This window comes from Vibrio natriegens NBRC 15636 = ATCC 14048 = DSM 759 (assembly GCF_035621455.1).
GTDB lineage: Bacteria > Pseudomonadota > Gammaproteobacteria > Enterobacterales > Vibrionaceae > Vibrio > Vibrio natriegens.
On sequence record NZ_CP141822.1, the window covers coordinates 1,319,264 to 1,345,968 of the forward strand.

Below are 26,705 nucleotides of genomic sequence, written 5' to 3' on the forward strand. Positions count from 1 at the left end.
TGTGATGAGCCCTTTGCGTTTTTATCTTTATAGAGACTGCAACAGTTGGAAGTAGCGACCTTGTTGCGCTATCAATGCATTGTGGTTGCCTTGCTCAATGATTTCCCCTTGCTCCATCAAGCAGATGTTATCCATGTTCTCCAGCTCGATGAGTCGGTGCGTAATGAACACTACGGTCTTGTTAGCAAAGTGCTGGTTGAATAACGCCATCACTTTTTGCTCCGTGCGTTTATCAAGGCCCTCAGTCGGCTCATCTAACAGCAGAATTGGTGCGTCACGTAACAGCGCTCGAGCAATGCCAATACGGCGTTTTTCGCCACCAGAGAGCTGACGACCGCCATCGCCTAACCACGCGCTTAAGCCTGGTTCTTCAAGCAGGCCGCCAAGATCAACCTGAGTTAAAATATCAGCCAGTTGTTCATCAGTTGCATCGGGCGCAGCCATAAGTAAGTTGTCACGTAGTGTGCCGTTTAATACGTCTACACGCTGGCTAACGACGGTAATGGCTGAACGCAAATCAGATTCGCCCCAGTCTTTTAGCGATGCGCCACCAATACGTACTTCACCTTGGTTCACGTCCCAGTAGCGACACAGCAGTTGAATAAGTGTCGACTTGCCAGAACCAGTTTGACCAACCACTGCGGTTTTTGAACCCAGAGGCAGAGATAGCGATAAATCGTTCAGCACTTTTTGCTGGCCATCCGGATACGCAAAGCTAATGTTCTTAAACTCGATATCCAACGGTTTGTCTTCACGACTCGACTGCTGAGGAAAAACAACATCTGGTTTAGCAAGAATAACCTCATTCAGACGGCGTGCCGACGTCAAGGTTTGACCCAGATACTGAAATGCACCTGCAATAGGCATTAGGATTTCGAAACTTGCCATGGTTGCAAAGGCGAAAAGCGCAATCCACGGATCCGGAGCTCGACCACCAACGCCATCCGCAGCAAACCATAACATCATTACCAGCGTCAGACCGTTAGCCAACATCAGTAGACCTGATGCCATACCAGTGAGATTCGCGTTAACAAACTGATTGGAAAGCAGCTGTTTTTGCTTGTCTAGAATCAAGTTGCGGTAACGTTCTTCTGCACCAAAAATACTCAGCTCGCTATAGCCTTGTAACCAGTCAAGAGTCGCAACGCGCAGTTCAGCTTTGCGATGTGTCAGGTGTGCACCATTCTTTTTGCCGAGTTTATAGAACAGCACTGGCCAAACCAACAGCATAACAGTGAGTACGGAACCCAACAGCATTGCCAAGTGCCAGTCAAAGAATGCCAGCACCGCGGTTAAACTCAGGATACCGAATATACCTATTATCACTGGGCTGATAAGGCGCAAATAGACGTGATCCATCGCATCGACATCAGCAACCAGGCGGTTAAGTACGTCCGCATCACGCATGGTTGAAACTCGACCCGGAATAAGCGGAGAAAGTTTCTCGAAGAAGAATATACGTAAATCGGTAAGCAGCTTAAATGTGGCATTGTGGCTCACCACGCGCTCACCCCAACGGCCAGCGGTACGTGCCATGGCAGCACCACGGACACCAGCACCAGGAAGCATGTAGTTAAAGGTTTCTCTCGCGATGGTTAATCCTGCGACTGAAGCGGCAGAAATAAACCAACCAGAAAGGGTCAACAGCCCAATTGAAGCTGCAAGAGTCAGGAATGCCAATAGCATCCCTAATGACAAACCAAACCAGTGCTTTTTATACAGTTTTAAGTAAGGGAGTAAATCACGCATCTAAGTTCCCCTTGTCTGATTCACGCTGGGCTAAATTAGCTTCTAGCATGTCTTTGAATAAACCGTCCTCAGACGAGAGAGTTGTGTAGTCACCACGCTGAACAATCTGACCGTTTTGCATCACTAAGATCTGTGAGACGTTTTTCAATGGTGCAAGCTGGTGAGTGATCATCAGGTTTGTGGTTGATTGGGTATATTTACTGATCCCTTCCATCACCAGTCTTTCGCTACGTGCATCTAAACTCGCAGTTGGCTCATCGAGTAACCAAAAACGGCCGTTTTGCAGCATAGCTCGAGAAAGAGCCAGGCGTTGTGCCTGACCAACGGACAAACCACCAGAACGATCTGAAATTGGGTAATCCAGACCGTGCATTTCAACAAATTCTGCAGCGTGTGAGTCCTTCAGCACGGCATTGACTGCATCGTCTTGGACATTTTGCTTACCCAGTGTGACGTTGTCACGAATGCTGCCATGAAGCAACATCGGGTTTTGACCAATCCAGCTAATAGTTTTACGCCATGTGGCAAGATCGAGTTGTGATAACTCACAACCATTGATTTTTAGACTGCCTTGGTAAGGCATAAAGCCAAGAATGGTATTCACAAGGCTGGTTTTACCAGCACCACTTGGGCCAACAAGTGCTGTGCTTTGATTGGCTTCTAGTGAGAAAGATAGAGGCCCTGCAAGTTGTTTACCTTCCGGACTAAGGACGACGAGATCATTGGCTTCAATCTGGATCGGTGCATCTTGGTCTAGAATCTGGTTACCATCTTTTACGTGGTCGACCTCTAGTTCCAAAAACTCGACAATACTTTCTGCCGCGCCAACCGCTTGTTGCTTCGCGTGGTAGTAAGTACCTAAGTCGCGTAGCGGCTGATAAAACTCAGGAGCTAGGATCAGAATAAACAGACCTGCGAACAGCGTTACTCCTGCGCCATAGTAGCCAAAGTTTAACTCACCGATGTAGCTGAAACCGAAGTAAACGGCGGTAATCGCAATGGAAATAGAGGTAAAGAACTCTAAAACTGCCGAAGACAAGAATGCGATTTTTAACACATCCATTGTTCGGGTACGGAATACCTCAGAGGCTCCCTTGAGCGTTTCTGTTTCAGACTTGGTGCGATCAAACAGACGGATGGTCGTCATGGCTTGTAGACGGTCATAGAAGTGACCGGACAAACGCTGCATCGCTTTGAAGTTTTTGCGGTTTGCTTCTGCGGCTTTTTTACCAACCAATGCCATAAAGATAGGGACCAGAGGAGCCGTAACCAGGAAAATCAAACCAGCCGCCCAGTTTACTGGGAACACGACGATCAGAATGATGCAAGGAATCAAAACCGATAACGACATTTGAGGAAGGTAGCGAGAAAAGAAATCTTGCATGTCTTCCACTTGCTCTAAAATCAACGTCGCCCAGCTACCTGCTGGCTTACCTTTGATGTAAGCCGGCCCCAACTTATGGACCTTGTCCAAAATAAGTTGACGAATATAAACTCTGATCTGTTCACCGCAACGATAACCGGCGATTTCGCGACCCCAAGTACAGGCTGCACGACCAATAACGGTTCCACCCAGTCCGACAAAGTGCCAAATGAGTTCACTTTTGTCGACTTGTTCGATGATCAATTGATGAAGAATAGAGGCGAGCAGGGCTGCTTGAGCCAATAAAAACACGCTTGAAAGTACGCCTAGGCCGATCGCAATCATAAGCCAGCGCTTGGCTAACTTACTTTGTTGCTTAAGCCACTTGTTCAAGCTGCTATGCTTTTTCTTATCCATTGTAAAGGCTTAATAATAATTGTTTTAATGAGGCGGTAGTATACAAAAGAAAACCCAGCGGGAATACCGCTGGGTTTTAAGGATATGGCACAAATATGAAAAGTTATTTGTCATTCAGTGCGTCAAGGAAGCGTTCTGCATCCAATGCTGCCATACAGCCTGTACCCGCTGATGTGATTGCTTGACGGTAGTTATGATCCATCACGTCGCCTGCCGCAAATACACCTTCGATACTGGTTTGCGTAGCGTTACCTTCTAAACCAGATTTAACGATGATGTAGCCATCTTTCATTTCAAGTTGGCTTTCAAAAATTTGTGTATTTGGCTGGTGGCCGATCGCAATAAAGGCACCCATTACATCGACATCTTCAGTAGCGCCTGTGTTTACATCTTTAATGCGAACGCCAGTTACACCCATATCGTCGCCAAGAACTTCATCAAGGGTACGATCGGTATGAAGAATGATGTTACCGTTTTCCACTTTATCCATCAGGCGGTTCACTAGGATTTTTTCAGCGCGGAACGAGTCACGGCGGTGAATTAGGTGAACTTCAGATGCGATGTTTGAAAGGTAAAGCGCTTCTTCAACCGCTGTATTACCACCACCGACAACCGCCACTTTCTGGTTACGGTAGAAGAAACCGTCACAAGTAGCACAAGCGGATACACCACGGCCTTTGAAAGCTTCTTCAGAATCAAGACCTAAGTATTTTGCTGACGCACCTGTTGAGATGATTAATGCATCACAGGTGTACTCACCAGAATCGCCTTTCAGACGGAAAGGACGTTGAGTTAATTCAACTTCATTGATGTGGTCAAAGACGATTTCGGTTTCAAAGCGCTCTGCATGTTCTTTCATGCGTTCCATTAGCGCGGGACCTGTTAAGCCTTCCGCATCGCCAGGCCAGTTTTCAACTTCTGTTGTTGTGGTCAACTGACCACCTTGCTGCATTCCTGTTACCAGCACTGGGTTTAAATTTGCACGTGCAGCGTACACTGCCGCCGTGTAACCCGCAGGGCCAGAACCGAGAATTAATAGTTTACAATGTTTTACGTCGCTCATTATGGCTCCAAAAAGGGCTGAACATTTCCTTCGATTGTATGGAAATTCTTATAGCTTTAAAAGCATAAAGCAGGATAGAGATCTAATAATTGGTTATAGGTTAGAACTTACTCTGAAGTAGTAGGTTACTTTTTGCTCTAGCATAAAATTCTAATGACAGTAGAGATATCTAGTTTCAAATGTTGCCAAAGTTAAAATCTGAAACATGGAACTATCTAATCTTAATTTTGTGGTTTTTTATTGTATTTTTTGATATTTGCTGAAGTTATCAACGTCAAAAGCTGGTAATTGCAGAATATTTGCGTAACCTATCGTGTAAATTAAATGTTAATTAAATGTGCCTCATTAAAGGAGCAAATGATGTTACATTCACGCGAGAATACTCTACATTTAACCCAGCTCAGCATGGCAGCAATTGAGCAACTTTCACCATCTTTTGAAACGCTACCTCATACGGATCATGCCGATGGCCAATACCGATTGAGACGTTACTCTGTTGTCAGTTTTGAAAATGGCAAAGTCATCGATTTGAACAAAAACAGCTTTGTTCAGTCTTCAGATATCAACCGATTCCAGGGTGATGTTGTTCGCCAATTTGAGCCGATAGAAAAGAATATTCTGCTTAGTGAAGGCTTTAGAGAAATGTGCGAGCTGTTTGTTAATGCGAATCACCTAGTGAATGGACAAGAAATTGAAATTCACCAAATCCGCATCACGGCATTTGAAGATGAGACTCAAGTAGCACCAGAAGGTGTACACCAAGATGGCTTTGATCACATCGCAATGGTAGGGGTTGGCCGTCACAACATCATTGGTGGCGATATCATGCTATACAGCAGCCACAACCAAGCGCCATTTTTCCGTAAAGTTCTGGAGAATGGTGAAGTCGCAATGTTGGCAGACAGTAAACTCTGGCATAACGCCTGTCCAATCCGCTCTGTGATTGACGATAAAGCTGGCCATATGGATGTATTTGTACTTACGGCAACGGACAAGCGTAATGAACTTCAATCTTAATCAAATCAGACAACAGTTTCCTGCGTTAGCGCAGTACCATAACGACAGACCAGTTACTTTTTTTGACGGTCCGGGCGGTTCACAAGTACCACAGTCAGTTCTTGACGCTATGGTGGCTTACCTTGGTTACTACAACTCGAATTTGGGTGGGCACTATTTTTCTAGCCAAACGACCGTTGATGTGATGCAAAATGCGCGCGAATCGGCTCAGGCGCTATTGAATGCGCCGTCCTCTGGCAACATTATATTTGGTGCGAACATGACATCGCTGACTTTCCAATTAAGTCGTGCGATCAGCCGAGAGTGGCAAGAGGGCGATGAGATTATCGTTTCTGCCTTAGATCACTATTCAAACGTTTCTAGCTGGCAGCAAGCCGCGGAAGACAAAGGCGCAGTCGTTCATCAGGTTCGTATCAATGAGGATGACTGTACGCTGGATCTTGAACATCTACAAAGCTTGTTGTCTGACAAAACGCGTTTGGTCGCAGTCACTTATGCTTCGAATACCACAGGGTCAATTGTCGATATTCAAAGTGTTGTGGAAATGGTACATCAAGTTGGCGCTCAAGTTTACGTCGACGCAGTGCACTATGCGCCGCACCATCTTGTAGATGTACAGGCATTAGGATGTGATTTCCTGGCATGTTCTGCCTACAAATTCTTCGGCCCTCATGTGGGAATAGCATACGTTGCTGACCAATGGTTACACAGCATCCGCCCATATAAAGTTGAACCAGCAACGAATATCGGCCCGGGTCGGTTTGAAACAGGGACACAAAGTTTTGAAGGCTTGGCTGGCGTAACCGCAGCTGTTGAATACCTAGCGCAGTTTGGTGAAGAAGGGTTACCACTTCGCCAAAGACTTGAACAAAGCTTTGCGCTTTATACTCAGCATGAACAACGATTAAGTGAGCGTTTCTTACAGCGATTAGATGCGCTAGAGGGCGTTAAACTGTATGGCATCGATAAGGAATATACGCAGCTTCGTACGCCAACATTTGCGTTGACCTTCGATAAATATTCGCCAGAATTTATTGCGAAAACCTTGGGCGAACACAATATTTGTGTCTGGAACGGGCATTTTTACGCACTGGGTTTAGTTCGTCAGCTTGGGCTGGAAGAGACCGGTGGTGTTGTGCGAATTGGTTGCATGCATTACAACACACTTGAAGAAGTGGATATGTTGTTTGATGTGATTGAAAGCATTCTTGATGCTTAGTGAATTCAAATAGAAAACAAAAAGCTCGAGCATTTAGCTCGAGCTTTTTTGTATATAAAAGTCGTCAGTTTTTATGCGCTGACTTCAACTTCATAAGACGTGAACTTACGCACGTTGATGACGCCAGTATCGAAAATCAGGTATTGGCCTTTAATACCTTGCAGAATGCCCGTCACAACCGGGTTTTTATCAAAGTTATGTGAAGTAATCTTAGTTGGGTGCTGTTGCACTGGGTAGCTAAGATCCGTGATGCTTTCACTTAATACTTCGATCGCATCCTCACCGAATTGCTGTTTGATCTCGGCGATTTTGTCTTCCACTAAAGGAAGAAGCTCTGCAAATCGATCCTGCAGTTCAATCGGTTCTCCATCACCTTTAAGCAATGCGCGCCAGTTGGTTTTATCGGCAATATGTTTTGCCAGCTCAACTTCAATCAAGCCAGAAATGTGGCGGGTTTTTACTTTAAAGATCGGCAAACCCTGAGTCGCGCCCTGATCAATCCAGCGTGTTGGGATTTGAGTGTGACGAGTGATACCGACTTTAAGGCTCGATGTATTAGACAGATACACGAAGTGATCCACCATACAGTTTTCTTCGCCCCATTGTGGCTCTCGACAAGTCCCTTGATCGTAGTGACATGTCTCTGGCTTCATGATGCACATATCGCAGCTTGCTAGCTTCTTCATGCAAACAAAGCAGTGACCTTGCGAGTAGCTCTTTTTGGTTTTTTTACCGCAAGAACAGCAGAAAATATTGCCAGTGTGGGTCAGTGTTAGCGTTTGCCCAAGGAATGGAGAAAGGTCAATCTCTTCATCACCTACGGGAAGTCGATAGCTTACTGCGCCATCCAGAGAAGCTCGCATTTTGTTAAGCGTACCAGTTGCAATTAAGGACATAACATTACTCATTATTGTGTTTTTGCACAGTATATACTGAATGCAAAGTCAGGGGCAGGGGGGAATAGAATGTTGGCGGGAAATAGGAGCTTTAAATTTGGGGAACTAAGATAAAAAAAGGTGGCCAATTGGCCACCAGTCGGGAAACTGCTGTACATCATTCAGGGGGAACGAAACGATGAGGTACAGCAGTAAAAAGTCTTTGCTTACCAGAAAAGCCAAGCGAAAAGTGTTAGTACGCCAATACATGCAATGTTCAGAACAAGGCCGATGCGCATCATCTCTTTTTGCTTGATATGACCGGTACCAAATACAATCGCGTTTGGTGGAGTCGCTACTGGCAACATAAACGCACACGAAGCTGCGACCGCAATCAATGCTGAAAGAATGACAGGCGACATACCGAGTGCTTCTGCAATGGTGGCAAAAACAGGTACCAGCAACGCTGCACTTGCGGTGTTACTCGCAAATTCAGTTAAGAATACAACGAAGGCAACGACGGCAAGAATCGTCAGCAGAACGCCTGCCTGTTCCAGAAAGCCTGACAAGCTGTGTGCTAAGAAAACGCTGGTGCCAGTATCTTTAAGAACGTTACTTAGACAGATACCACCACCGAACAGAATCAAGACGCCCCAGTCGGTTGTTTTCTCGATGTCTTTCCATTCAACCGCGCGAGATGCGCCGAGTAGAAGGATTGCGCCAATTGCCACCAGAGTGTCGAACTTAGCAAAGCCGCCTAGCATCGCATTGATTGGTTTACTAAAGATCCAAAGCGTCACTGTCAGAAGGAAAATCGCCAGAGTGACCTTCTTGCCATTTGTCCACTCGACAGGTTTGTGGTCAAGTTCAAACTTGTGGCTCAAATCAGGTTTGGTCATAACGTACAGAACCAAAACCGCAACTGGCATCAACAATAGAGAGATTGGCAGAGCAAGCTTCATCCATTCGGTAAAGTTAAGACCGACCTCAGCTGCAGCAATTGCATTTGGTGGGCTACCAACGAGAGTGGCAATACCACCGATGGATGCGCTGTATGCGATACCAAGCAAAACGAATAGGAATGTGCGATGGTTTTTATCGCCATCCAGCTTGGTCATCACACCAAGTACCAGAGGAAGCATCATTGCTGTGGTCGCAGTATTAGAGATCCACATCGACAAACCCGCACTCACACCAAACAGCATGAAGACGGCTACCGACATTTTTCCTTGGGCTAATATCAACACCTTATCGGCAATCGCTTGGTCTAACTTCTGCTTATGCAGCGCCGCCGCCAGGGCAAAACCACCTAAGAACAAGAAGATGATTGAGTTAGAAAAGTTGTTGAGCGCGACTTGTGTATTAAACACGCCTAAGAACACGGCGAGTAGCGGTATCAACAATGCTGTAATACTTACGTGAATCGCTTCCGTTAACCACAAAATTGCAACAAAAACTAAGATGCTAATGCCGGTTACTACTTGCGGTTCAAAGGGTAGGGTATTAAACAAGATAATGAATAGCAGGATATTTGCGTTCAATATCATGCTGTTGCGAGTGAAGAACCAGTTCTTCAATGTCACAGCGAGTGCGGTCATGGGGTATGCTCCTTATTCATTGCCTTTTTGTCGGTTTTTTATGGCAAAGTAACTGACTTGTATTTATTTATTGATTAAATGTTACTTTGAATGAGCAATTGAGTTTTGCTTGAATCGTAGAGCAAATATGAAAATGTGATGTTGGGAATTAGAAATGGGTAGATTGCTACCCATTCTTTTTATAGAAGTGTTATTAAAAGCGTTAGTGGCTATTCCACAGGGACTTGTCTTGGCTCGATAGGCTCTTTTACAGCAAAAATTGGTTCTTGAGGGCCAAGGAATCTCGGCTGTGTATCAATCACGTAAAGATCGAGAAACGCCTTCACGCGGGCAAGCAGTTCGCGCATACGCATCGATGCTTTCTGTTTGTTTGTGACTGGGCCTGCGACGGCAAGACACTGGGCGTCTATGTGGTACGCATTGGCAATGAACAGTGCTCGTTCGCAGTGGAAACGCTGGGTCACAATCAGAAAGCGCTCGGAAGCAAATATCTTTTTCGCACGGACAATCGAATCGAGCGTACGGAAACCCGCGTAGTCGAGATGAATGACTTCTTCTGGTACGCCTGCCTTGAGTAGATCGCGTTTCATCGTCCATGGCTCATTGTAAGAGCGGTGGGCGTTGTCACCACTGAGCAAAAATTGTTTCACCTTACCTTGCTCGTAAAGCTCAATCGCGGCGTTGATGCGATGGGTGTAGTAAGTGTTGAGGACCTTTCCGATGTATTTGCTCGTACCGAGTACGACGGCTACCTCATGCTGAGGTATTGGTTCGTAGTCAGTAAAAATGTTCTCTTTGGCTTGCAATACTACCCATCTGTCGATGGCTATAACGGAGATCAGCAGGCCAAGTACAGCGATCGACAAAATCAAAGCAAGTCGCTTCCATGTAAATTTAAGCATCCACTTTGACCTTATACGAGAAAACAACAAAACGTTTTTTATCCTTAAATGAAAGTGTATGTCTCATCATATCTGATACAAACAAAAAGAGAGAAGTCCATTTGTGCCAAAATACGGTTAGGATGATAAAAAAACGTTTAAAAAACAAAAGCCCCTATGTGTTAGGGGCTAATTATTAGGCGAGTTTTTCTTTTGCGGTTAAATTTAGAACGCAGTTCGCTTGTAACGACGGTAAACTGGTTGCCAGAACGACTGTTCAATCGCAACGTGAAGAGCTTCGTCGGTAATTTCTAGTGCCACACCTTGTTCAATGGCTTTTTTAGCGACAGCAAAAGCGATTTTCTTCGATACCAGGTGAATCTCTTCCAGTGGTGGAAGAAGTGCGCCGTGACCATTAATCGCTAATGGCGAACATGTCGCAAGTGCACGGCTAGATTCCATCAGCATTTCATCAGTGACGCGTTTTGCGTTAACAGCAAGAACACCTAAGCCGATACCAGGGAAGATGTAGCTGTTGTTACACTGAGCAATCGGGTAGGTTTTTCCTTCGTGTACAACTGGAGCGAACGGGCTACCAGTTGCAACCAACGCTTCGCCATTGGTCCAACGAATGATGTCGTTTGGTGTTGCTTCTACACGACTGGTTGGGTTTGATAGCGGGAACACGATAGGGCGCTTACAGTGTTTGTGCATCTCTTCGATGACTTCTTGGCTAAATAGGCCAGGTGCACCAGATACACCAACAAGCACAGTCGGCTTCGCGTTACGCATTACGTCTAGTAGTGAGTAACCAGTGCCTTCATTTTCCCACTCTTTGGTATTTTCATGTTTTTGTACCAATCGCTGTTGGAAATCAAGAAGGTTTGGCATGCCTTCCTGAAGTAGGCCCCAACGGTCAACCATGTAAACCTGAGAGCGAGCCTGTTGGTCAGAAATGCCTTCTGAAACCATTTGAGCGATGATCGCTTCTGCAATACCACAGCCAGCAGAGCCTGCACCCAAGAAGGTAATACGCTGTTGAGAAAGCTTAGTGCCAGCAGCCTTACACGCAGCAAGCAGTGAGCCAACTGTTACCGCAGCGGTTCCTTGGATATCGTCGTTGAAGCAGCAAACACGGTCTTTGTAACGTTCAAGAAGAGGCATCGCATTCTTTTGTGCGAAATCTTCGAACTGGATTAAAGCATCAGGCCAGCGGCGTTGTACCGCTTGCATGAACTCTTCAACAAACGCGTCGTATTCTGCACCTGTGATACGAGGGTGGCGCCAACCCATGTACATTGGATCAGCCAAACGCTGAGGGTTGTTCGTGCCGACATCCAGTACGATTGGTAGTGTGTAAGCTGGACTAATACCACCACAAGCGGTGTAAAGAGCAAGTTTACCGATAGGAATGCCCATACCACCGATGCCCTGGTCGCCCAAACCTAGAATACGTTCACCGTCGGTAACAACAATCACTTTTACGTTGTGGTTTGCTGCGTTATTTAGCAGGTCATCAATGCGGTCACGATTAGGGTAAGAAATGAAAAGGCCACGGCCGCGACGGTAAATATTGGAGAAGTTCTCACAAGCTGCGCCAACGGTTGGCGTGTAGATGATTGGCATCATCTCAGAAACGTGGTTTTGTACTAAGCGGTAGAATAGCGTTTCGTTGGTATCTTGAATGTTACGTAGATAAATGTGTTTATCCATGTCACTTTCGAAACCTTTGTACTGTTGGTAAGCACGTTCTACTTGTTCTTGTATGGTTTCAGTGGCTTCAGGTAGCAAGCCCTCTAAGTTGAATGAGCTGCGTTCTTCGGCAGAAAAAGCACTGCCTTTATTCAAAAGAGGAGTTGCCATAAGAGCGGGTCCCGCATACGAGATATATAGCGGGCGTTTATCGTTGTTCATTTGGAGCCTTATGTAGGGTTGAAGGATGCGCGCCAAATTTTAACGGTTTCCGACTTTAGTTGTAAACATTCGTTGATGCACATCAAGGTAATGTTGCAATAAAATTCACGTCTGGTGGAAATTTATACTCAAAAGAAGTCATCCAGAGGGTTTCAAAGTCGCGTGATTCTCTCTCAAACAAGTATCTCGACGTTATTTGGGTATAATGCCCCTCATTATCAGAACAAACCCCGTATCCTATGTCTCTATTACCTATCGATACCCTAAAAGATGAATTTGATCAGAACCTGAAACACGCTCACCTTGTTGTAGAAGCTGAAACTGGTTCGGGTAAATCAACTCGCTTACCACTTTGGGCTGCTGGCCATGGCCGTGTTTTAGTGATTGAACCGCGCCGAATAGCCTGTACGTCATTGGCGGAGTTTCTTGCGCAGCAATCAGGTGAGTCGGTCGGTGGGAAAATTGGCTATGCGATTAAGCTACATTCTTATTTTGATGAAAATACGCAAGTGGTTTTTGTTACGCCAGGTGTTGCGCTACGTTGGTTTGCAGAAGACAAGCTGGCAAGCTTCGATATCGTAATGGTCGATGAATTTCATGAACGCCGTTGGGACATTGATCTCCTTACCGCGATTTTGAAACAGGAAAATCGTCACCGTCTTATTGTCACTTCTGCCACTTTAGAGGGAGAGAAGCTTGCTGATTATTTACAGGCTAAACGTCTTCGCTCTGAAGGGCGTTGCTTCCCAGTTTCAGTGACATATCGAAGCGCTGATAGCCGTTATCTTCCGAACAAAAAAGGCTGTGAGAATGATGTTGTTCGAGCAGTTAAAGAAGCGTTGGAGGACGAAGAGGGAGACATTCTGGTATTTCTTCCTGGTCGTAAAGAGATCACTCAGTGTGCCCAGATGCTGCAAAGTCTGGAAAGTGTATTGGTGGTAAAGCTTCATGCTTCTGTGAGTGATGACGAGCGCAATCGTGCATTAACCATCCAAAGTCAGCGAAAGGTCGTGCTTGCTACTAATGTGGCTGAAACGTCGCTAACCATTCCAAACATTCGAGTCGTGATTGATAGCGGGCTCGAAAGACGAACTGTGCAGCGTAATGGTCGCACGGCATTAACGTTAAGCAACATTTCCAAAGCCAGTGCTGAACAGCGAATGGGACGAGCAGGTCGTGTTGCACAAGGCACTTGCATAAGGCTATATGGAGAACATGCGCCTTTAGAACTCATTACGCCTCCCGAGCTGCACCGAGAAGAATTAGTCGAGCCGATGTTGGCCGCCGCTTGCTGCGGATATCGTCTGGCAGAATTGTCTTTCCTCGATAGTGTCCCTGATAAATCATTGCATCTGGCATTTGAAAGCCTGAAAGCCATGGAAGCGGTTGATGAGCAAGGTGAGATTACCGAGCACGGAAGAAAAGTATATCCATTACCGATTGATGCCTTATTTGCTGATTTAGTGACCCGTATTCAGACCAGACCCGAAAAAGAGGCCATGGTTGATTTAGCGGCTGCGTTGTCGGTTCCTGCGCAGCTATATCAGTTGCAAAGTGGCGACGTTGCGGAGGCTTTGGCACTAGAGGAGCCTACGGGGTGTGATGCTTCTCTGATGATTCGTTTAGTTCGCGGCGACAAGTTACCAGGCATCACAGTCGATTCAAGTGTGCTGGAAGAAGCGCAGGGCCTTGCTAAGCAAATGCGGGAGCTATTCGAATTACCGCAACTGGAAGTCGCATCAAGATATCGGCGCGAATCACTTTGCTATGCCATAGCGGAAATTCACCCTGAACTGGTGTTTGTTCGCAGAGAGCGCCGTCGAGATGCTTTAGGGAACGGCGTTATGGAGATGGTAGTAGGGCGCAATAGCCGTTTCCCCGAAAAAGAGCAAGCCGCGTTAGTGCTGGATAGCCATAGTGTGCCCGGCAGAGGTGTTAAGCAGACGCTTAATCTTGCTTCGGTGATGATGCCAGCGCCATTATCGCTCATTAAAGACCTCAGCTTGGGAGAGTGGCAACAAGGCGAAACCAATTATGAAGAAGAATCACCACGGGCAACCATGAGCCTGGTGTACGCTGGTCGGACTGTCGTGACCGAGTTTCAGGCGTTACAAGGGGACGTTGCCATTCAATCTATCGTAGAGATGATCGAAGATGAAACGTTAATGCCGGGGTTTGCGCCATTAAGAAAACAGCAAATTCTGCATTGGCAGTTATACAACGCACTGGGGTTAAATCAACAAACGACCGGCCTCGAAGGATTGGAATCTCTCACTTTTACCGATTGGTTAGCCGAGCAACTGCAAACACTGGGGGTCGAATCAGTTGAAGATATGGCGTTATTCGATGCCGATGATCTGCCTTTTGCCGGAGTACCTGAATGGGAATACGAGGATTTCGCGCAGAAATTCCCTCTGAAATTATTGCTTGCCGAACTCAAGCTTGATGTGGAGTACTTTGCCAGCCGCAAACTTGTCCATGTTGTTTATAGTGAAGGGAGTCGAAAGGGCGATCCGAAGCGCTGGGAACTGCCACGTTGGTCGGGTTGGAAAGTGCAATATAAGAAAGCCAGCCGCGTCATTGATGTGAAGTAATAACGATTTTATATCTTAGTTATACGAGTTTATTTTCTTTGTGAATGCCTGTTGATTAAGTATTGATATATTGAATATTTATGGGGTTGTTTCTTTTTTAAATTGAAATATTAATCAATTGGTTGCGTATATAGAAAAGCTGTACATTACTTGTTACAAGGCTGGTTTTAATATTTCTTTTTGACGGTAAATTAGGGCATAAAAGACTATTCTCTTATATCCCATTGCTATATCAAAATAGTTGAACGATAGTTGGTATATCTCAATTTGAGTGTCGGAGCATAAAATGGATCAACAAAATAAAACATGCATTGAATTCGACTACACCAGTTTTCTAGGGGCTACTGCAAGTAAAAAGTGGACCTTCCTAGACGCGTTTGCCACCATCGCCCCCATCTTTGGTCTGATGTGGAAAAAGAACCTTGCAGAGCTCAGTGAGCCACAAGACCGTCTATGGGACGCCGCATTAAAGTCCATGTCTTCACGTCATAGTGACGAGTCGAATCTTGTCGAGTTAACTCGACTTGCAAAAGGTGAAGGGATAGAAGAACTGCGTGTTGTCATGCCATATTCGTTAGACTTAAAGCAGATTGAGTATATTGAGTCGCGAAGCCATCTGAAAGTTGATGCAACAGAGCAAGAGATTCTAAACATCAAACTGTAAGCCTGTCTTTCTCCATCCATGATTAGAGCGATCACCCTCTGGTTCGCTCTAGACCCCCATCAATACTGACTACTTTTTTGCGTTTGCCTACAGCCGTCAGTCAGCCTTTGCTCTGATACCTCAAATCCTCAAAAGTCACGGTGCGGCTTTATATGCACTATATTTAGCATGTTCTTTATGTGCAGCAATCTAATTGTCACAACTATCTTCTAACTTAATGCTCTTGGTTAACTGATTAGACCAGATTGTCAGCGGCATGGGTTAGTAACTTATCTTCAGTGAATCAATAAGATAAGTCATGCTCATCGACTACGGACAGTTAGGTGAAAACTAATAACAAAACAAACAATAATAAAGGAAGTGAGTATGTCTATTTCTCGTCGAGATTTCATGAAAGCAGTTTCTTCGACCGCAGTTACAGCCGGGCTCATTGGCTGTGGTAGTGATAGCTCTGAATTAGTAGTGGGTTCCTTTGATCATGGCGTCGCCAGTGGCGATCCGACTCAAACTCAAGTCATCATTTGGACGCGTGTTACCACGGATGCTGACTATGCTGATGTGACATGGCAAGTTGCCTCAGATGAGGGCTTTTCAGATGTGGTACAAAGTGGTGTGTTCACTACGGATACCAGTCGTGATTTTACCGTAAAAGTCGACGTTAAAAACCTCAACCCGAATACTCACTATTACTACCGTTTTATGGTGGGTGAGGTGGTAAGCGGAGTCGGAGAGACCAAAACTCTACCGGATGAAAGTGTCGAACAGGCATCAATGGCGGTTGTGTCTTGCGCAAATTATCCGGCTGGGTATTTCAATGTCTATCGCGAGATTTTAAATCAGCACGAAGAGGCTTCATTTGATGTAGTGCTTCATTTAGGGGACTACATCTATGAATACGGTGCTGGTGGGTATGCCAGTGAAGACGCTGAGACGTTAGATCGAGTGGCAAGTAAAGGCACGGAGTGTGTGACGTTAGATGACTACCGAAAACGATACGCCCAATATCGCCAAGATGCTGATCTTCAGGCGTTACATGCGAAATTACCGATGATCGCGGTATGGGATGACCACGAACTCGCGAATGATGCGTGGAAAGAAGGCGCCGAAAACCATCAAGATGACGAAGGCAGTTTTAATGACAGACGCGCAGCGGCAGCGGCGGCGTGGACTGAGTGGTTGCCCGTACGAGAGAATAGCTATTCAAGTATGCTGATCTATCGCCAGTTCTCCTTTGGTAACTTAGTGAACTTGATGATGCTCGATACTCGATTAGTTGGTCGTGATGAGCCATTGGATTACTTTTCGTTAAGTGAACCAAGCATAGAAGCCATTGCAGGCTTGGTCGCTGAGTCACGAAGTGTCGACAGAGAGCTACTTGGCTCTGATCAACTGGCTTGGTTGATGAATGAATTTACGACGAGTAATGCCAAATGGAATGTATTGGGGCAACAAGTTCTGATGTCTAAAATGGAGTTACCAAGCTCTGTCATGACTGCGATGTTCCAACTGTTTACCGCGACCGAAGATCAGCAAGCCGCGGCTTTATTGGCCGTGAATACAGCCATTACCAACTATCTGTCTGACCCAAGTTCAGATCCCGTCTCTTTGCCTTATAATCTGGATGCTTGGGATGGTTACTACGTAGAGCGAGAGAAAGTTTACCAATTAGCGAATGCAAGTGCGGGCAATTTTGTCTGTTTAGCGGGCGATACGCACAATGCATGGGCAAGTGCTTTGCATGACATTTCAGGTACTCCTGTCGGTGTTGAATTTGCAACCAGCTCAGTCAGTTCACCGGGTTTGGAAGCGTATTTAGCTATGGACTCAGCAGTAACTGCCCAAATGGAGTTCACGTTGCCGCATTTAGTATCAGAGTTAAAGTGGACAGATATTAAACAACGGGGCTTTATGCGAGTGACGTTTACGCCTGATAATGCGCAGTCGACTTGGTATTTTGTGTCGACCATTAAATCGAAAGACTATCAGGTCACGACAAAGTCGGCCTCGACGACAGACGGTATTACGTTAAATATTGTTTAACCGGGTTGAGTCACACAAAGAAAAAAGTCCGCATTTATGCGGACTTTCTGTATCAATACACTTCAGTTGGCTATCGAACGTTTTAGTCGATTAACCCGTACTCTTTGCTAAGAACGTCAATGATCTCGGCTTTTGGATTTTCGCTTAGCGTAATTGGCTTACCAGTAATTTTTTCTGCAATACCAATGTAAGTCTTGGAAATATCCATCAATGAATCAACTGGCAGTTCGTTATCACGAGCTAGTGCTTCACGCTCAGGCATACGCTCTTTGTTCAGCAAGATATCTGGGTCAGGGAAGTGGTTCAACAGGAACTGACGGAAACCTTCTTTTGAGTTCTCAACGATATTACCTGCTTGGTACTCTTTTGCATCCCAAATACGTGAAGAATCTGGCGTGCCAACTTCATCCATGTAAATCAGTTTTTCGTTGCCTGCAGCATCGTGAACGTAACCAAACTCAAACTTCGTATCGACAAAGATTTGATCAATCGCTTCTAGCGCATTGCTAATGACATTAAAGCCTTCTTTCAATAGCTTTTCGTAAAGTGCAATATCGTCTGCACTAGAGAAGTTAAATTCTTCGAAGTTATCTACGATGTTCTGACGAGTGATGTTTACGTCGTCTGCTTCTGGTACACCCGGGATACCTTTTAAAATGCCTTTGGTTGAAGGTGTCATCAATAACTCTGGTAGAGCTTTGTCTTTTTCCAAACCTTCAGGAAGCTGGATACCACAGAACTCGCGTTCACCATTTGCGTATGCGCGCCACATAGAACCTGTGATGTACTTACGGCAAATCGCTTCGATTTTAACTGGTTTTGCTTTCTGTACGATCCAAACGAACGGGTGAGGAATATCTAAGATGTGGCTGTCAGCCAGGCCGTTGTCTTTAAATAGTTTGAACCAGTGGTTCGAGATCGCGTTTAATGCGGCACCTTTACCAGGCACACCTTTCAGACCGCCTTCTCCATGCCAAATGCAATCAAAAGCAGAAATACGGTCGCTGATCACCATGATCGCCAGAGGCGCGTCAGGGGCAACATCGTATCCTTTTTCTTTGATCAGGCGGGCGCTGTCTTCTTCAGTTAACCAGTAAACTGAACGAACTTTACCGCTGTGAACGGGTTTGTGAGTGCGAATTGGCAGGTCGTCATTGACGGCAAGTACTTGATTAGCAAGGCTCATTGCGACATTCCTATCATCTTAATCAAACGTCATAAAGAGAAGATATTCAGCCAAAGTAAGCAGCTGAATAAATCGAATGTGGGCATCATACCAGAACTATTTTAACTCGCCAGAGAAAAAGCAAACGTTTGCCTTATTTATTAATTCCCTAAGTCGCAGGTAAAAAAATGCCCCCATGGAATGGAGGCGAGATGCAGGATGGATAACGTCGAACTTGTTAGTGATACTGGTTTACTCTGCCTTCGACGAAAAAGACTTCACACTGATAACGTAGGCCAATATCACGCAGCATAGACTGATTCATCGGCGCTATGTCATTTGATGCGACAACCGCACTCGCGTTACCTGAGCGTATCGCTTTAACTACAATTTCGACTTCAGAAAGCTGTTGGGATGGCTTCATCTGAATGACGTTTTTACAACAAATATTGGAAGCAGTAAGCTGGTCAAAGTTGGGACGAGGGCACTCGGACGTAAACAAAATCCATTGTTTCTGCTGAGACAGTACAGCCAGCTTAGAAAGAAGCTGGTTAGAAACATTCATGGGTTGAGTAGCTTGTGCCAGTACATTGTAACGAGAGTATGTTTGAGTTTGACTGTGTAGCTGCATCTTACTGTTCCTTTATACATGCTGTATGTCTATACAGTAGTTTGTTTTAAGGGATCGATCAACTGGTTTTTATGCTTTTTGAAGCAATGCAATTTCGTCTTTTTACTGGAGTTTTTATTTAAAATATTGAAATATAAAGATTTAAATTTTAGATGATATGTTTGGTACGGCTTACGAAATGTGAAGTAACTAACAATATTGGTGGGGCATCAAGGAAAGAAAACTACTGTATATACAGTGGTTATGATCAGTCTATACAGTACTTTTTACTGTGTTTGGCGGGTTCTCCATGGCAGTGGAGGTGAGCAGATAACAAAAAAGCGCCTATGAGGCGCCTTTAGAAATCAGTTCCATTGATTTGAGTTTTCAGCTTGCACGTTGAGACATACGCTCACGCATTTGCAATTCACCTTGGTTGAATAGGCGGACATCGATTTTCGCCATATCGTAACAAGATTGACATGAATTGTGATGTTTACCATCTACATAGTCATGTCGCGTGATAAGAGCTGGTTTCTTACACCAATCACAGGTGCCTTCTTCAGTGAACATTGATTTTTCTCCCCACCTAGAAAAATTAGAGTCTTTAGGTGTTATTTTTCGCAGCACATTATGACACAAGTAAGTGGGGAAGGTTAAATGTCTGTTAATTGTTTTGAGAAGGAAATCGATTGCAGCTCCCTGTTTGTGGGGGCTGAAAGGTTGTGGTTTCTAATGATTATTGAAAATTCACGCTTTTGTAACATTTTGTGTGATTATTCTAAAAGCTTGATTAAGACGTTTCATCTCTGCTTCACTTCCTTGAGCATCGGGATGGTAAAGCCTGGATAATTGACGATAACGTAGTTTTACGGCTTGAGCTTGTGGAATCGAGTTTGGCGTGTAACCAAACACAGCACAGGCAATGGTCAAATCATGGGGAGCGGATTCAGATTTGACTTTCTTAAACTCTCTAATTACCTGCTCCAACTGGCGTTCTAATTGCTTATTGGTGAATTCCAACTCTTTCACTTGCACATCCAGTTGTCGGGTTCGATTTTCTTCATCAACCAATTGAAGTTTGCGCTTATGCTGTTGATTTCTATACCAAAACCAACCAGCGCTCAGCATCAACCCACAAAAACCAATGGCAAGAAACGGCTCGGCACTAAACACTTTCGCTTGGTTAATCTCATCTGATTGCATTGGTTGCGCTTCAGCGGAGCTTTGGTCCAACTCAGTCATTGCCGATACCTGTTTGGCTCTTAACTGATTAAAACGTTGCTCAAGGAAATGGTTGTACGCGATTTCTGCATCTTTGTTTTGCTTTGCAGAAAGTTGATACCATGCTTCGATTAAATCATCGGTGGTGATGTTTTGCTGGTGCTTTTCCAAGAAACTGGCAAGGGCGTAGCCACTATCTGCTGGATCACTCAGAGCGATGGAACTCAGCCAGTAGGCGGCTTGCGGGTAGGATACTGAGCCCGTTAATCCCAGAGTATAATCTTCCGCTAACTGTTTTTGCGCGGGCAGGTAGCCTTGGCTTGCGGACTGTTCTAACCAGTAACGAGTTTCTTCTGGAGACGTTGAGCCTGACTTCATCGCCAGTTTAAATTGGTCTTCCGCTGAATAAGGGGACTGGGAGGCAAATATGAGACTTGAGAGGCAAGTGCTCAAGATAAATAGAAAGACGGTTTTGAAAGCCATTAGTTTGTCAGGCCTAGAAATGATTTCTAGGCCTGCTCCGGTAATTATCCTTAATTACCTAATGGTGCTATCAAATCACTTCAGAGGCAAGATTTGGATTTCAACGCGGCGGTTACAAGCGCGGCCTTCAGTTGTCTGGTTTGAACAAAGTGGGTTACGTTCACCATAGCCGCGTGCAATTGCACGTCCAGCTGCCACATTTTGCTGTATCAGGAACTGACGTACCGATTCTGCGCGGTTTTCAGATAGTGACTGGTTGTGTGACTCACTGCCTGTGCTGTCGGTGTAGCCGTCAATCACAAGGCTGGTATCTGGGTATTCAACAAGGATACGAGCAACACCACGAAGCGTGTTGTGGATGCCGTAATCCAGTTGGTATGAATCTGACGCGAAGCCAATACCGTTTTCCATACGAAGCAGAAGCTGGTTTTCACCAACACGTTGAACTTGTACACCAGAATTCAGCAATTCTTGACGTAGTGCCGCTTCTTGTTTGTCAAAGTAGTAACCCACGCCAGCACCTGTTGCACCACCAGCAGCTGCGCCAATCAAAGCACGTTGACGACGCTCTTTAGCATTGTCACCTGTTGCTAACCCGATAGCTGCACCAGCAACGGCACCAGTTAAGGCTCCCAGGGTCGTGGAGTTGGTTTCGTATTCACCAGTTGTGGCATTTTGACGTTGAGTGGCTTGACAGCCTGTAAGAGCAAGCACTAGAGCAAGTGCTATAGACAGCTTTTTCAAGGGAAAATCTCCGTATAAAAATGAGGCGAAACGCTGCTTTATAAAATTGAGATATAAATTATTAATCAGCTGTTCTTAAGTTTTGTTAGGTGAAAGTAAGATGGAACCAGAAAATTGTAAGAATTGTCTTACTCAGGCCAAATAAGATCAATGGGTTTGCTAAGCCGTTGACATATTTGACCTGATAGAGGAGGTTATTCTGAGTGATTGTTGAGCATTTTACGTGCTTGCTCGCCACCCACCCCGCGGTTCACCGAAACTTTTCGACCCTTCTTCAGACCAACTTCATAGTCTGCAGTGAGGTTTTTCATCGCTTCTTTAAGTTGCTTCTTGAACGTTTCGCGATCGATGTTTTTGAATTCTTTGTCGATATAGTCGTTGATTTTGTTGGCCGACTCTTCGTCTGGAGAGATAACAGGGAGCTTTTCAATCGCACCTTCAACCCAACCTGAGACAAACGAGTTCACGCGGCGTGTCACTTCCATTGAAGAAGTACCACTACCCGCAAAACTGTTGCGGAATTGGCCAGTACTTTCGTTCATTTCACGATAGATAATATCGAACGCAAAGGCGGCGAAAATCGCACGGTCCGCTTCACCAATAAACTCAACGCGTTTAAGCCCTTTGTGATTCAGCAGTACCGCTTCAACGCCAAATTTGGTGTTGATGCCACGAATCACGCGCAAAATGGTAGAACTTATGTTCGCAGGTAATAGATGGGAAGACTGTGTTTTTCCCATTTTGATGAACTCAATGTCATCTTTGTCCAGACCATACTTCATCATCAGGCGGTGAGCCATCTTGATGGCATTTGCGGCCTCATTGACGTTGGCAGAGTTACCCAGTTCTAAACACTTGGCGATTTTTTTCAGGGCTTTTTGTTTATCCATCGACAACCAATTACTAAAGCAGAAAATTTATGAAGTCAGATATATTACCTTTTTTGACATAAAAACGAAATACAATGCGACGGCTAAAGAAGGAAAACGCCCCGTTGCGAGCCGGAGCGTGGTATTCCTGCATTCTATTCAGAAGGTCAGATTTCTCTGATATGGAGGGACAACGATGTTGTACGCGGTTACAAGCCCAGTTGGTTTAACAAGTCATTGGCTTCATCTGTTGCAAGTGATTCCTGAGTTTCCTTTTCTGCCATCTTTTTGCGAGTGGCTTCCAGAATATCATCCGGGTTTTCGTCTTCAGCGATTTCAAATTCTTCCAGCTGAATAAACTCGGTTTTATCCATAGCCAGTTCAAGGTAAAAGATGTTGTTATTTGCGGTTGAGAAAGTCACACGGCGCGCCTGAGGGCGATCAAGGTTGGTGTCTACCTGCAAAATAACCTGTTTATTCAGTGACAGCATTTTAGGCTGATTTTGCGTGATGATAGTTTGTAACTCTTTACGGATTTTATTCGTGAAGTCACCCACTAATTGATTCATCAGCTCACCAAGCACATCGGCCACTTCATCGGATGTATGAGAGATGGCCAGTTCTTCTTCGGGCATTCCCATATTGCGCATGTAATTGGTGTAGATCTCAAGTGCGGCTTTGGCCGTAAAGTTAATGACAACTAAGCCGGTGAATCCACCATCAAATAAGACAAAACAACCAAAATCTGGCTTAAGGCTGGTTTTGTTGATCTTTTGCACCATGGCGGAATAGTTGACTTGGGAAGAGGTGGCAGAGGTAAGGACGCCAGAAACTGACTGGCAAAGTTTTAGAAGGATATCTTCTGTGGTTACTACTTTATTCTTTTTCATTCTGAAAGCTCATTGAGAAAGGCGATTTTTTTCTCAATGTAAGGCATTAATAGTCAAGAAATAAAGCATAAGTTTCAATATTGTATTGAGATTCTGATTTAATCGCTTTTTCAAATGTTGTAAAGTGATCAAACCCGAAGAAAATCACTCCACTCTAACTCTACTGCCTGTCTCGAGACTCTTTCGAAAAGCAGCTTGAGGATTGAGTAAAATAATTAGATAACCCGCAGCTGATAGGATCAGCGTCGTAGGGGCAGGAAGCAAATGTTACCAAGATTACACTCGCAAACTGACGTCGACCCTCTTGTTCTGATTTTTTTAAAAGAGCTTGAACAAGCTGGATTCACCGGCGATATAGAAAGCCAATACTCAAGCCGACTTGCGGTTTCCACTGACAACAGTGTGTACCAGCAGTTACCTCAGGCTGTTGTTCATCCAAGAACAACGCAAGATGTTGCGCTTATTGGTAAACTGAGCAATAAAGAAAAATACGAGCGAATCACGTTCTCACCTCGCGGTGGCGGTACTGGTACTAATGGGCAGTCCCTAACGAAAGGCATTGTGGTTGACTTATCTCGCCACATGAACAAAGTGCTTGAAATCAATGAGGAAGAAGGCTGGGTACGCGTTCAGACTGGTGTGATTAAAGACCAGTTAAATGATGCAGTACGCCCTTATGGTTATTTTTTCTCACCTGACTTATCCACCAGTAATCGCGCCACTATCGGCGGTATGGTCAACACTGACGCCTCTGGTCAGGGATCATTGAAATACGGCAAAACGTCAGATCATGTCCTCTCACTCCAAGCCGTGTTTGCCGATGGTTCGATTTTAGAGTCTGACTTGTCTCATGGTTATCCTAAAGAGGGCGAGTTTGCCGCAACCGCGCTGAACGTCACCGAATCCGTCTGTCGTGAAAAGCGTCAACAAATTAACGATAAGTTCCCACCTTTAAACCGTTTCTTGACTGGATACGATCTGAAAAATGCACTTAACGAAGAGGATGATAGCTTCGATATCACCCGCGTTTTGTGTGGCGCAGAGGGTTCACTTGCTTTTATCACTGAAGCGAAGTTAAATCTGACTCGTATTCCTAAAGTGCGTACCTTGGTGAACGTTAAATACAACAGTTTTGATTCAGCATTGCGTAACGCGCCACTGATGGTGCAAGCAAACGCGATGTCGGTAGAAACGGTCGACTCAAAAGTTCTTAACCTCGCGAAACAAGATATAGTTTGGCATACGGTCAGCGATCTCATCACGGATGTACCAGACAAAGAGATGCTTGGTATCAACATGGTGGAATACGCAGGCGAAGATTCTGAGGAGATCGCCTCTCAAGTCGCGGCGTTAACTGCCAAACTTGATACCATGCTCGAAACAGAAGAAGCGGGCATTATTGGCTATCAGGTGTGTAATGATGTGGCGAGCATTGGCCGTATTTACAACATGCGTAAAAAAGCGGTAGGTCTGCTGGGTGCGGCTAAAGGTCGTGCTAAACCGGTACCGTTTGCTGAAGATACGTGTGTCCCACCAGAAAACTTAGCCGATTTCATCGCTGAGTTCCGCGAACTGCTTGACGGAAAGTCTCTCAACTACGGTATGTTTGGCCACGTCGATGCGGGCGTATTGCACGTTCGTCCTGCTCTGGATCTGTGCGACCCGCAACAAGAAGCGCTAATGCATGAACTCTCGGATGAAGTGGTTAAGCTCGTCGCTAAATACGGCGGCTTGATGTGGGGTGAACACGGAAAAGGTTTCCGTTCAGAATACGGACCGGAATTCTTTGGTGAAGAGCTGTTTACTGAGCTAAGACGCGTAAAAGCGGCGTTTGACCCTCACAACAAGATGAACCCGGGGAAAATCTGTACGCCGTTAGACAGTGATGCAGAGCTGGTCAAAGTAACTGACACCAAACGTGGTTACTTTGATCGTCAGATTGATGTTCAGGTCCGCGACAGCTTCAAGCAAGCGATGGAATGTAACGGTAATGGCCTGTGTTTTAACTACGACACCAGCTCACCAATGTGTCCATCGATGAAAGTCACGGCTGACCGTCGTCACTCTCCTAAAGGTCGTGCAGGCTTAGTGCGTGAGTGGTTACGTCAGTTGACGGAACAAGGAATCGATATTCTCGACCTTGAACAACAAGCATTGGAAAACAAATCGTCGATCAAAACTATGATCGATCGCGTTCGTCATTCAATTAACCGTCGTCATGAATATGATTTCTCTCATGAGGTCTATGAGGCTATGAATGGCTGTTTGGCTTGTAAAGCGTGTGCCAGCCAGTGTCCGATTAAAGTGGATGTGCCGAGCTTCCGCTCTCGCTTCTTAAATATCTATCACTCTCGCTACCAGCGTCCTGCAAAAGATTACCTGGTGGCGAACATTGAAACCATGTTACCGCTGATGGCGAAAGCCCCTGGTGTCGTGAACGGTGTCCTGAAGCAATCTTGGGTGAAAAGCCTAACTGCATCGACAGTGGGTTACGTGGATGCGCCTTTGCTGTCTGTACCGACTTTGCAAAAACGTGTTGAATCTCTGACAACCGCTTATGACCTCACCGCGTTGTCTCGATTGTCTTCAGAACAGAAGAGCAAACATGTTCTGATCGTTCAAGATCCGTTTACCAGCTATTACGATGCCGAAGTGGTAGAGGATTTTGTGAAGCTGACAAAAAAACTGGGAATGAATCCGGTTTTACTGCCATTTAAGCCAAATGGTAAAGCGCAGCATATCAAAGGCTTTTTACGCCAGTTCTCAGAAACAGCAACGGATACCGCGAAGTTTTTATCTTTGGTTGCCGATCTGGGCATTCCAATGGTGGGTGTTGACCCAGCATTAGTGCTTTGCTACCGAGATGAATACAACGAAGTCCTGGGCAACAAGCGCGGTGATTTTGAGGTGCTGACCGCTCATGAATGGCTCTATCCAAGACTGGAAGACTTCGCATCAGTAGAGTCTACTCAGCAAGAACCTTGGTATCTGTTTGCTCACTGTACAGAAAAAACCAAAATGCCAAACGCAGAAAAAGAGTGGGGTGCAATTTTCTCTCACTTCGGTGCGGTGCTAAATACCGTCCCGGTTGGATGCTGTGGTATGGCGGGGACTTTTGGACACGAGGTTGATAAGGTGACGATGTCGAAAGACATTTACAACCTGAGCTGGAAGCCAAACTTAGATAAGTTGGACAACGAGCGATGTCTCATCACGGGTTACTCTTGTCGAAGTCAGGTAAAACGTTTTGAAGGCACTAAGCCGAAGCATCCGGTTCAGGCGTTGCTGACACTTATTTAATCACTTCAATGAAGAATAAGCCCAGT

The 26,705-nt window shown here is 45.3% G+C and carries 20 protein-coding genes; 6 read left to right on the plus strand and 14 right to left on the minus strand.

The window, feature by feature from the left end; genetic code table 11:
- Positions 1–27 precede the first annotated feature (27 nt).
- The 3 genes from cydC to trxB form a co-directional block, all read right to left on the minus strand.
- A complete protein-coding gene (cydC, locus tag VER99_RS06025; protein WP_020333013.1) occupies positions 28–1,749 on the minus strand; it encodes a heme ABC transporter ATP-binding protein/permease CydC in 1,722 nt (573 codons plus the stop codon).
- Positions 1,742–3,529, minus strand: a complete 1,788-nt coding sequence (gene cydD, locus VER99_RS06030) for a heme ABC transporter permease/ATP-binding protein CydD (RefSeq protein WP_020333014.1) — start codon at positions 3,527–3,529, stop codon at positions 1,742–1,744. The genes cydC and cydD overlap by 8 nt, the downstream gene beginning before the upstream one ends.
- Before the next feature lie 103 nt (positions 3,530–3,632).
- The gene (gene trxB / locus VER99_RS06035; RefSeq protein WP_020333015.1) at positions 3,633–4,592 is read right to left on the minus strand and encodes a thioredoxin-disulfide reductase; all 960 of its coding nucleotides are present in this window, start codon (positions 4,590–4,592) and stop codon (positions 3,633–3,635) included.
- A 360-nt stretch (positions 4,593–4,952) separates the two neighbouring features.
- On the opposite strand from trxB, the gene VER99_RS06040 reads away from it, so the two are divergent.
- Together VER99_RS06040 and VER99_RS06045 are read left to right on the plus strand one after the other, a co-directional pair.
- Complete coding sequence (locus tag VER99_RS06040; protein WP_020333016.1) at positions 4,953–5,609, plus strand: 2OG-Fe dioxygenase family protein; 657 nt, start codon at positions 4,953–4,955, stop codon at positions 5,607–5,609.
- Positions 5,593–6,828 carry a cysteine desulfurase-like protein gene (locus tag VER99_RS06045; protein WP_020333017.1) on the plus strand — a complete coding sequence of 412 codons (1,236 nt, stop codon included), beginning with the start codon at positions 5,593–5,595 and terminating at the stop codon, positions 6,826–6,828. The genes VER99_RS06040 and VER99_RS06045 overlap by 17 nt, the downstream gene beginning before the upstream one ends.
- Before the next feature lie 71 nt (positions 6,829–6,899).
- On the opposite strand, the gene VER99_RS06050 is transcribed toward VER99_RS06045, so the two are convergent.
- From VER99_RS06050 to VER99_RS06065, 4 genes are all read right to left on the minus strand, one after another.
- A complete protein-coding gene (locus VER99_RS06050) occupies positions 6,900–7,724 on the minus strand; it encodes a DUF2797 domain-containing protein (RefSeq protein ID WP_020333018.1) in 825 nt (274 codons plus the stop codon).
- A 206-nt stretch (positions 7,725–7,930) separates the two neighbouring features.
- A complete protein-coding gene (locus VER99_RS06055) occupies positions 7,931–9,301 on the minus strand; it encodes an SLC13 family permease (protein WP_014231587.1) in 1,371 nt (456 codons plus the stop codon).
- A 209-nt stretch (positions 9,302–9,510) separates the two neighbouring features.
- Positions 9,511–10,203, minus strand: coding sequence for a SanA/YdcF family protein (locus VER99_RS06060; protein WP_014231588.1), 693 nt, complete (start codon positions 10,201–10,203; stop codon positions 9,511–9,513).
- 204 nt (positions 10,204–10,407) lie between these two features.
- The gene (locus VER99_RS06065) at positions 10,408–12,096 is read right to left on the minus strand and encodes an NAD-dependent malic enzyme (protein ID WP_014231589.1); all 1,689 of its coding nucleotides are present in this window, start codon (positions 12,094–12,096) and stop codon (positions 10,408–10,410) included.
- Positions 12,097–12,335: 239 nt separating this feature from the next.
- Here VER99_RS06065 and VER99_RS06070 point away from each other — a divergent pair, with 239 nt between their 5' ends.
- From VER99_RS06070 to VER99_RS06080, 3 genes are all read left to right on the plus strand, one after another.
- Positions 12,336–14,690: a helicase-related protein gene (locus VER99_RS06070; protein WP_020333019.1), complete on the plus strand. Its 2,355-nt coding sequence runs from the start codon at positions 12,336–12,338 to the stop codon at positions 14,688–14,690.
- A gap of 286 nt (positions 14,691–14,976) precedes the next feature.
- Positions 14,977–15,354: a hypothetical protein gene (locus VER99_RS06075; protein WP_014231591.1), complete on the plus strand. Its 378-nt coding sequence runs from the start codon at positions 14,977–14,979 to the stop codon at positions 15,352–15,354.
- A 366-nt stretch (positions 15,355–15,720) separates the two neighbouring features.
- Positions 15,721–17,394: an alkaline phosphatase D family protein gene (locus tag VER99_RS06080; RefSeq protein WP_020333020.1), complete on the plus strand. Its 1,674-nt coding sequence runs from the start codon at positions 15,721–15,723 to the stop codon at positions 17,392–17,394.
- An 82-nt stretch (positions 17,395–17,476) separates the two neighbouring features.
- On the opposite strand, the gene VER99_RS06085 is transcribed toward VER99_RS06080, so the two are convergent.
- From VER99_RS06085 to VER99_RS06115, 7 genes are all read right to left on the minus strand, one after another.
- Entirely contained in the window at positions 17,477–18,580 is a 1,104-nt protein-coding gene (locus VER99_RS06085) for a phosphoribosylaminoimidazolesuccinocarboxamide synthase (RefSeq protein ID WP_020333021.1), read from the minus strand.
- Positions 18,581–18,797: 217 nt separating this feature from the next.
- The gene (locus VER99_RS06090) at positions 18,798–19,190 is read right to left on the minus strand and encodes a SulA-like leucine-rich domain-containing protein (RefSeq protein WP_014231594.1); all 393 of its coding nucleotides are present in this window, start codon (positions 19,188–19,190) and stop codon (positions 18,798–18,800) included.
- Positions 19,191–19,556: 366 nt separating this feature from the next.
- Positions 19,557–19,742, minus strand: coding sequence for a hypothetical protein (locus VER99_RS06095; protein WP_014231595.1), 186 nt, complete (start codon positions 19,740–19,742; stop codon positions 19,557–19,559).
- Between the two features lie 177 nt (positions 19,743–19,919).
- The gene (locus VER99_RS06100; RefSeq protein ID WP_024372847.1) at positions 19,920–20,876 is read right to left on the minus strand and encodes a molecular chaperone DnaJ; all 957 of its coding nucleotides are present in this window, start codon (positions 20,874–20,876) and stop codon (positions 19,920–19,922) included.
- Between the two features lie 75 nt (positions 20,877–20,951).
- Positions 20,952–21,620, minus strand: a complete 669-nt coding sequence (locus VER99_RS06105; protein ID WP_014231597.1) for an OmpA family lipoprotein — start codon at positions 21,618–21,620, stop codon at positions 20,952–20,954.
- A 194-nt stretch (positions 21,621–21,814) separates the two neighbouring features.
- The gene (locus VER99_RS06110; protein ID WP_014231598.1) at positions 21,815–22,510 is read right to left on the minus strand and encodes a DUF2786 domain-containing protein; all 696 of its coding nucleotides are present in this window, start codon (positions 22,508–22,510) and stop codon (positions 21,815–21,817) included.
- A 188-nt stretch (positions 22,511–22,698) separates the two neighbouring features.
- Positions 22,699–23,379, minus strand: coding sequence for a DUF3334 family protein (locus tag VER99_RS06115; protein ID WP_020333023.1), 681 nt, complete (start codon positions 23,377–23,379; stop codon positions 22,699–22,701).
- A gap of 264 nt (positions 23,380–23,643) precedes the next feature.
- Between VER99_RS06115 and ydiJ the strand changes: the two genes are divergently transcribed.
- The gene (ydiJ, locus tag VER99_RS06120; RefSeq protein ID WP_020333024.1) at positions 23,644–26,679 is read left to right on the plus strand and encodes a D-2-hydroxyglutarate dehydrogenase YdiJ; all 3,036 of its coding nucleotides are present in this window, start codon (positions 23,644–23,646) and stop codon (positions 26,677–26,679) included.
- Positions 26,680–26,705 lie beyond the last annotated feature (26 nt).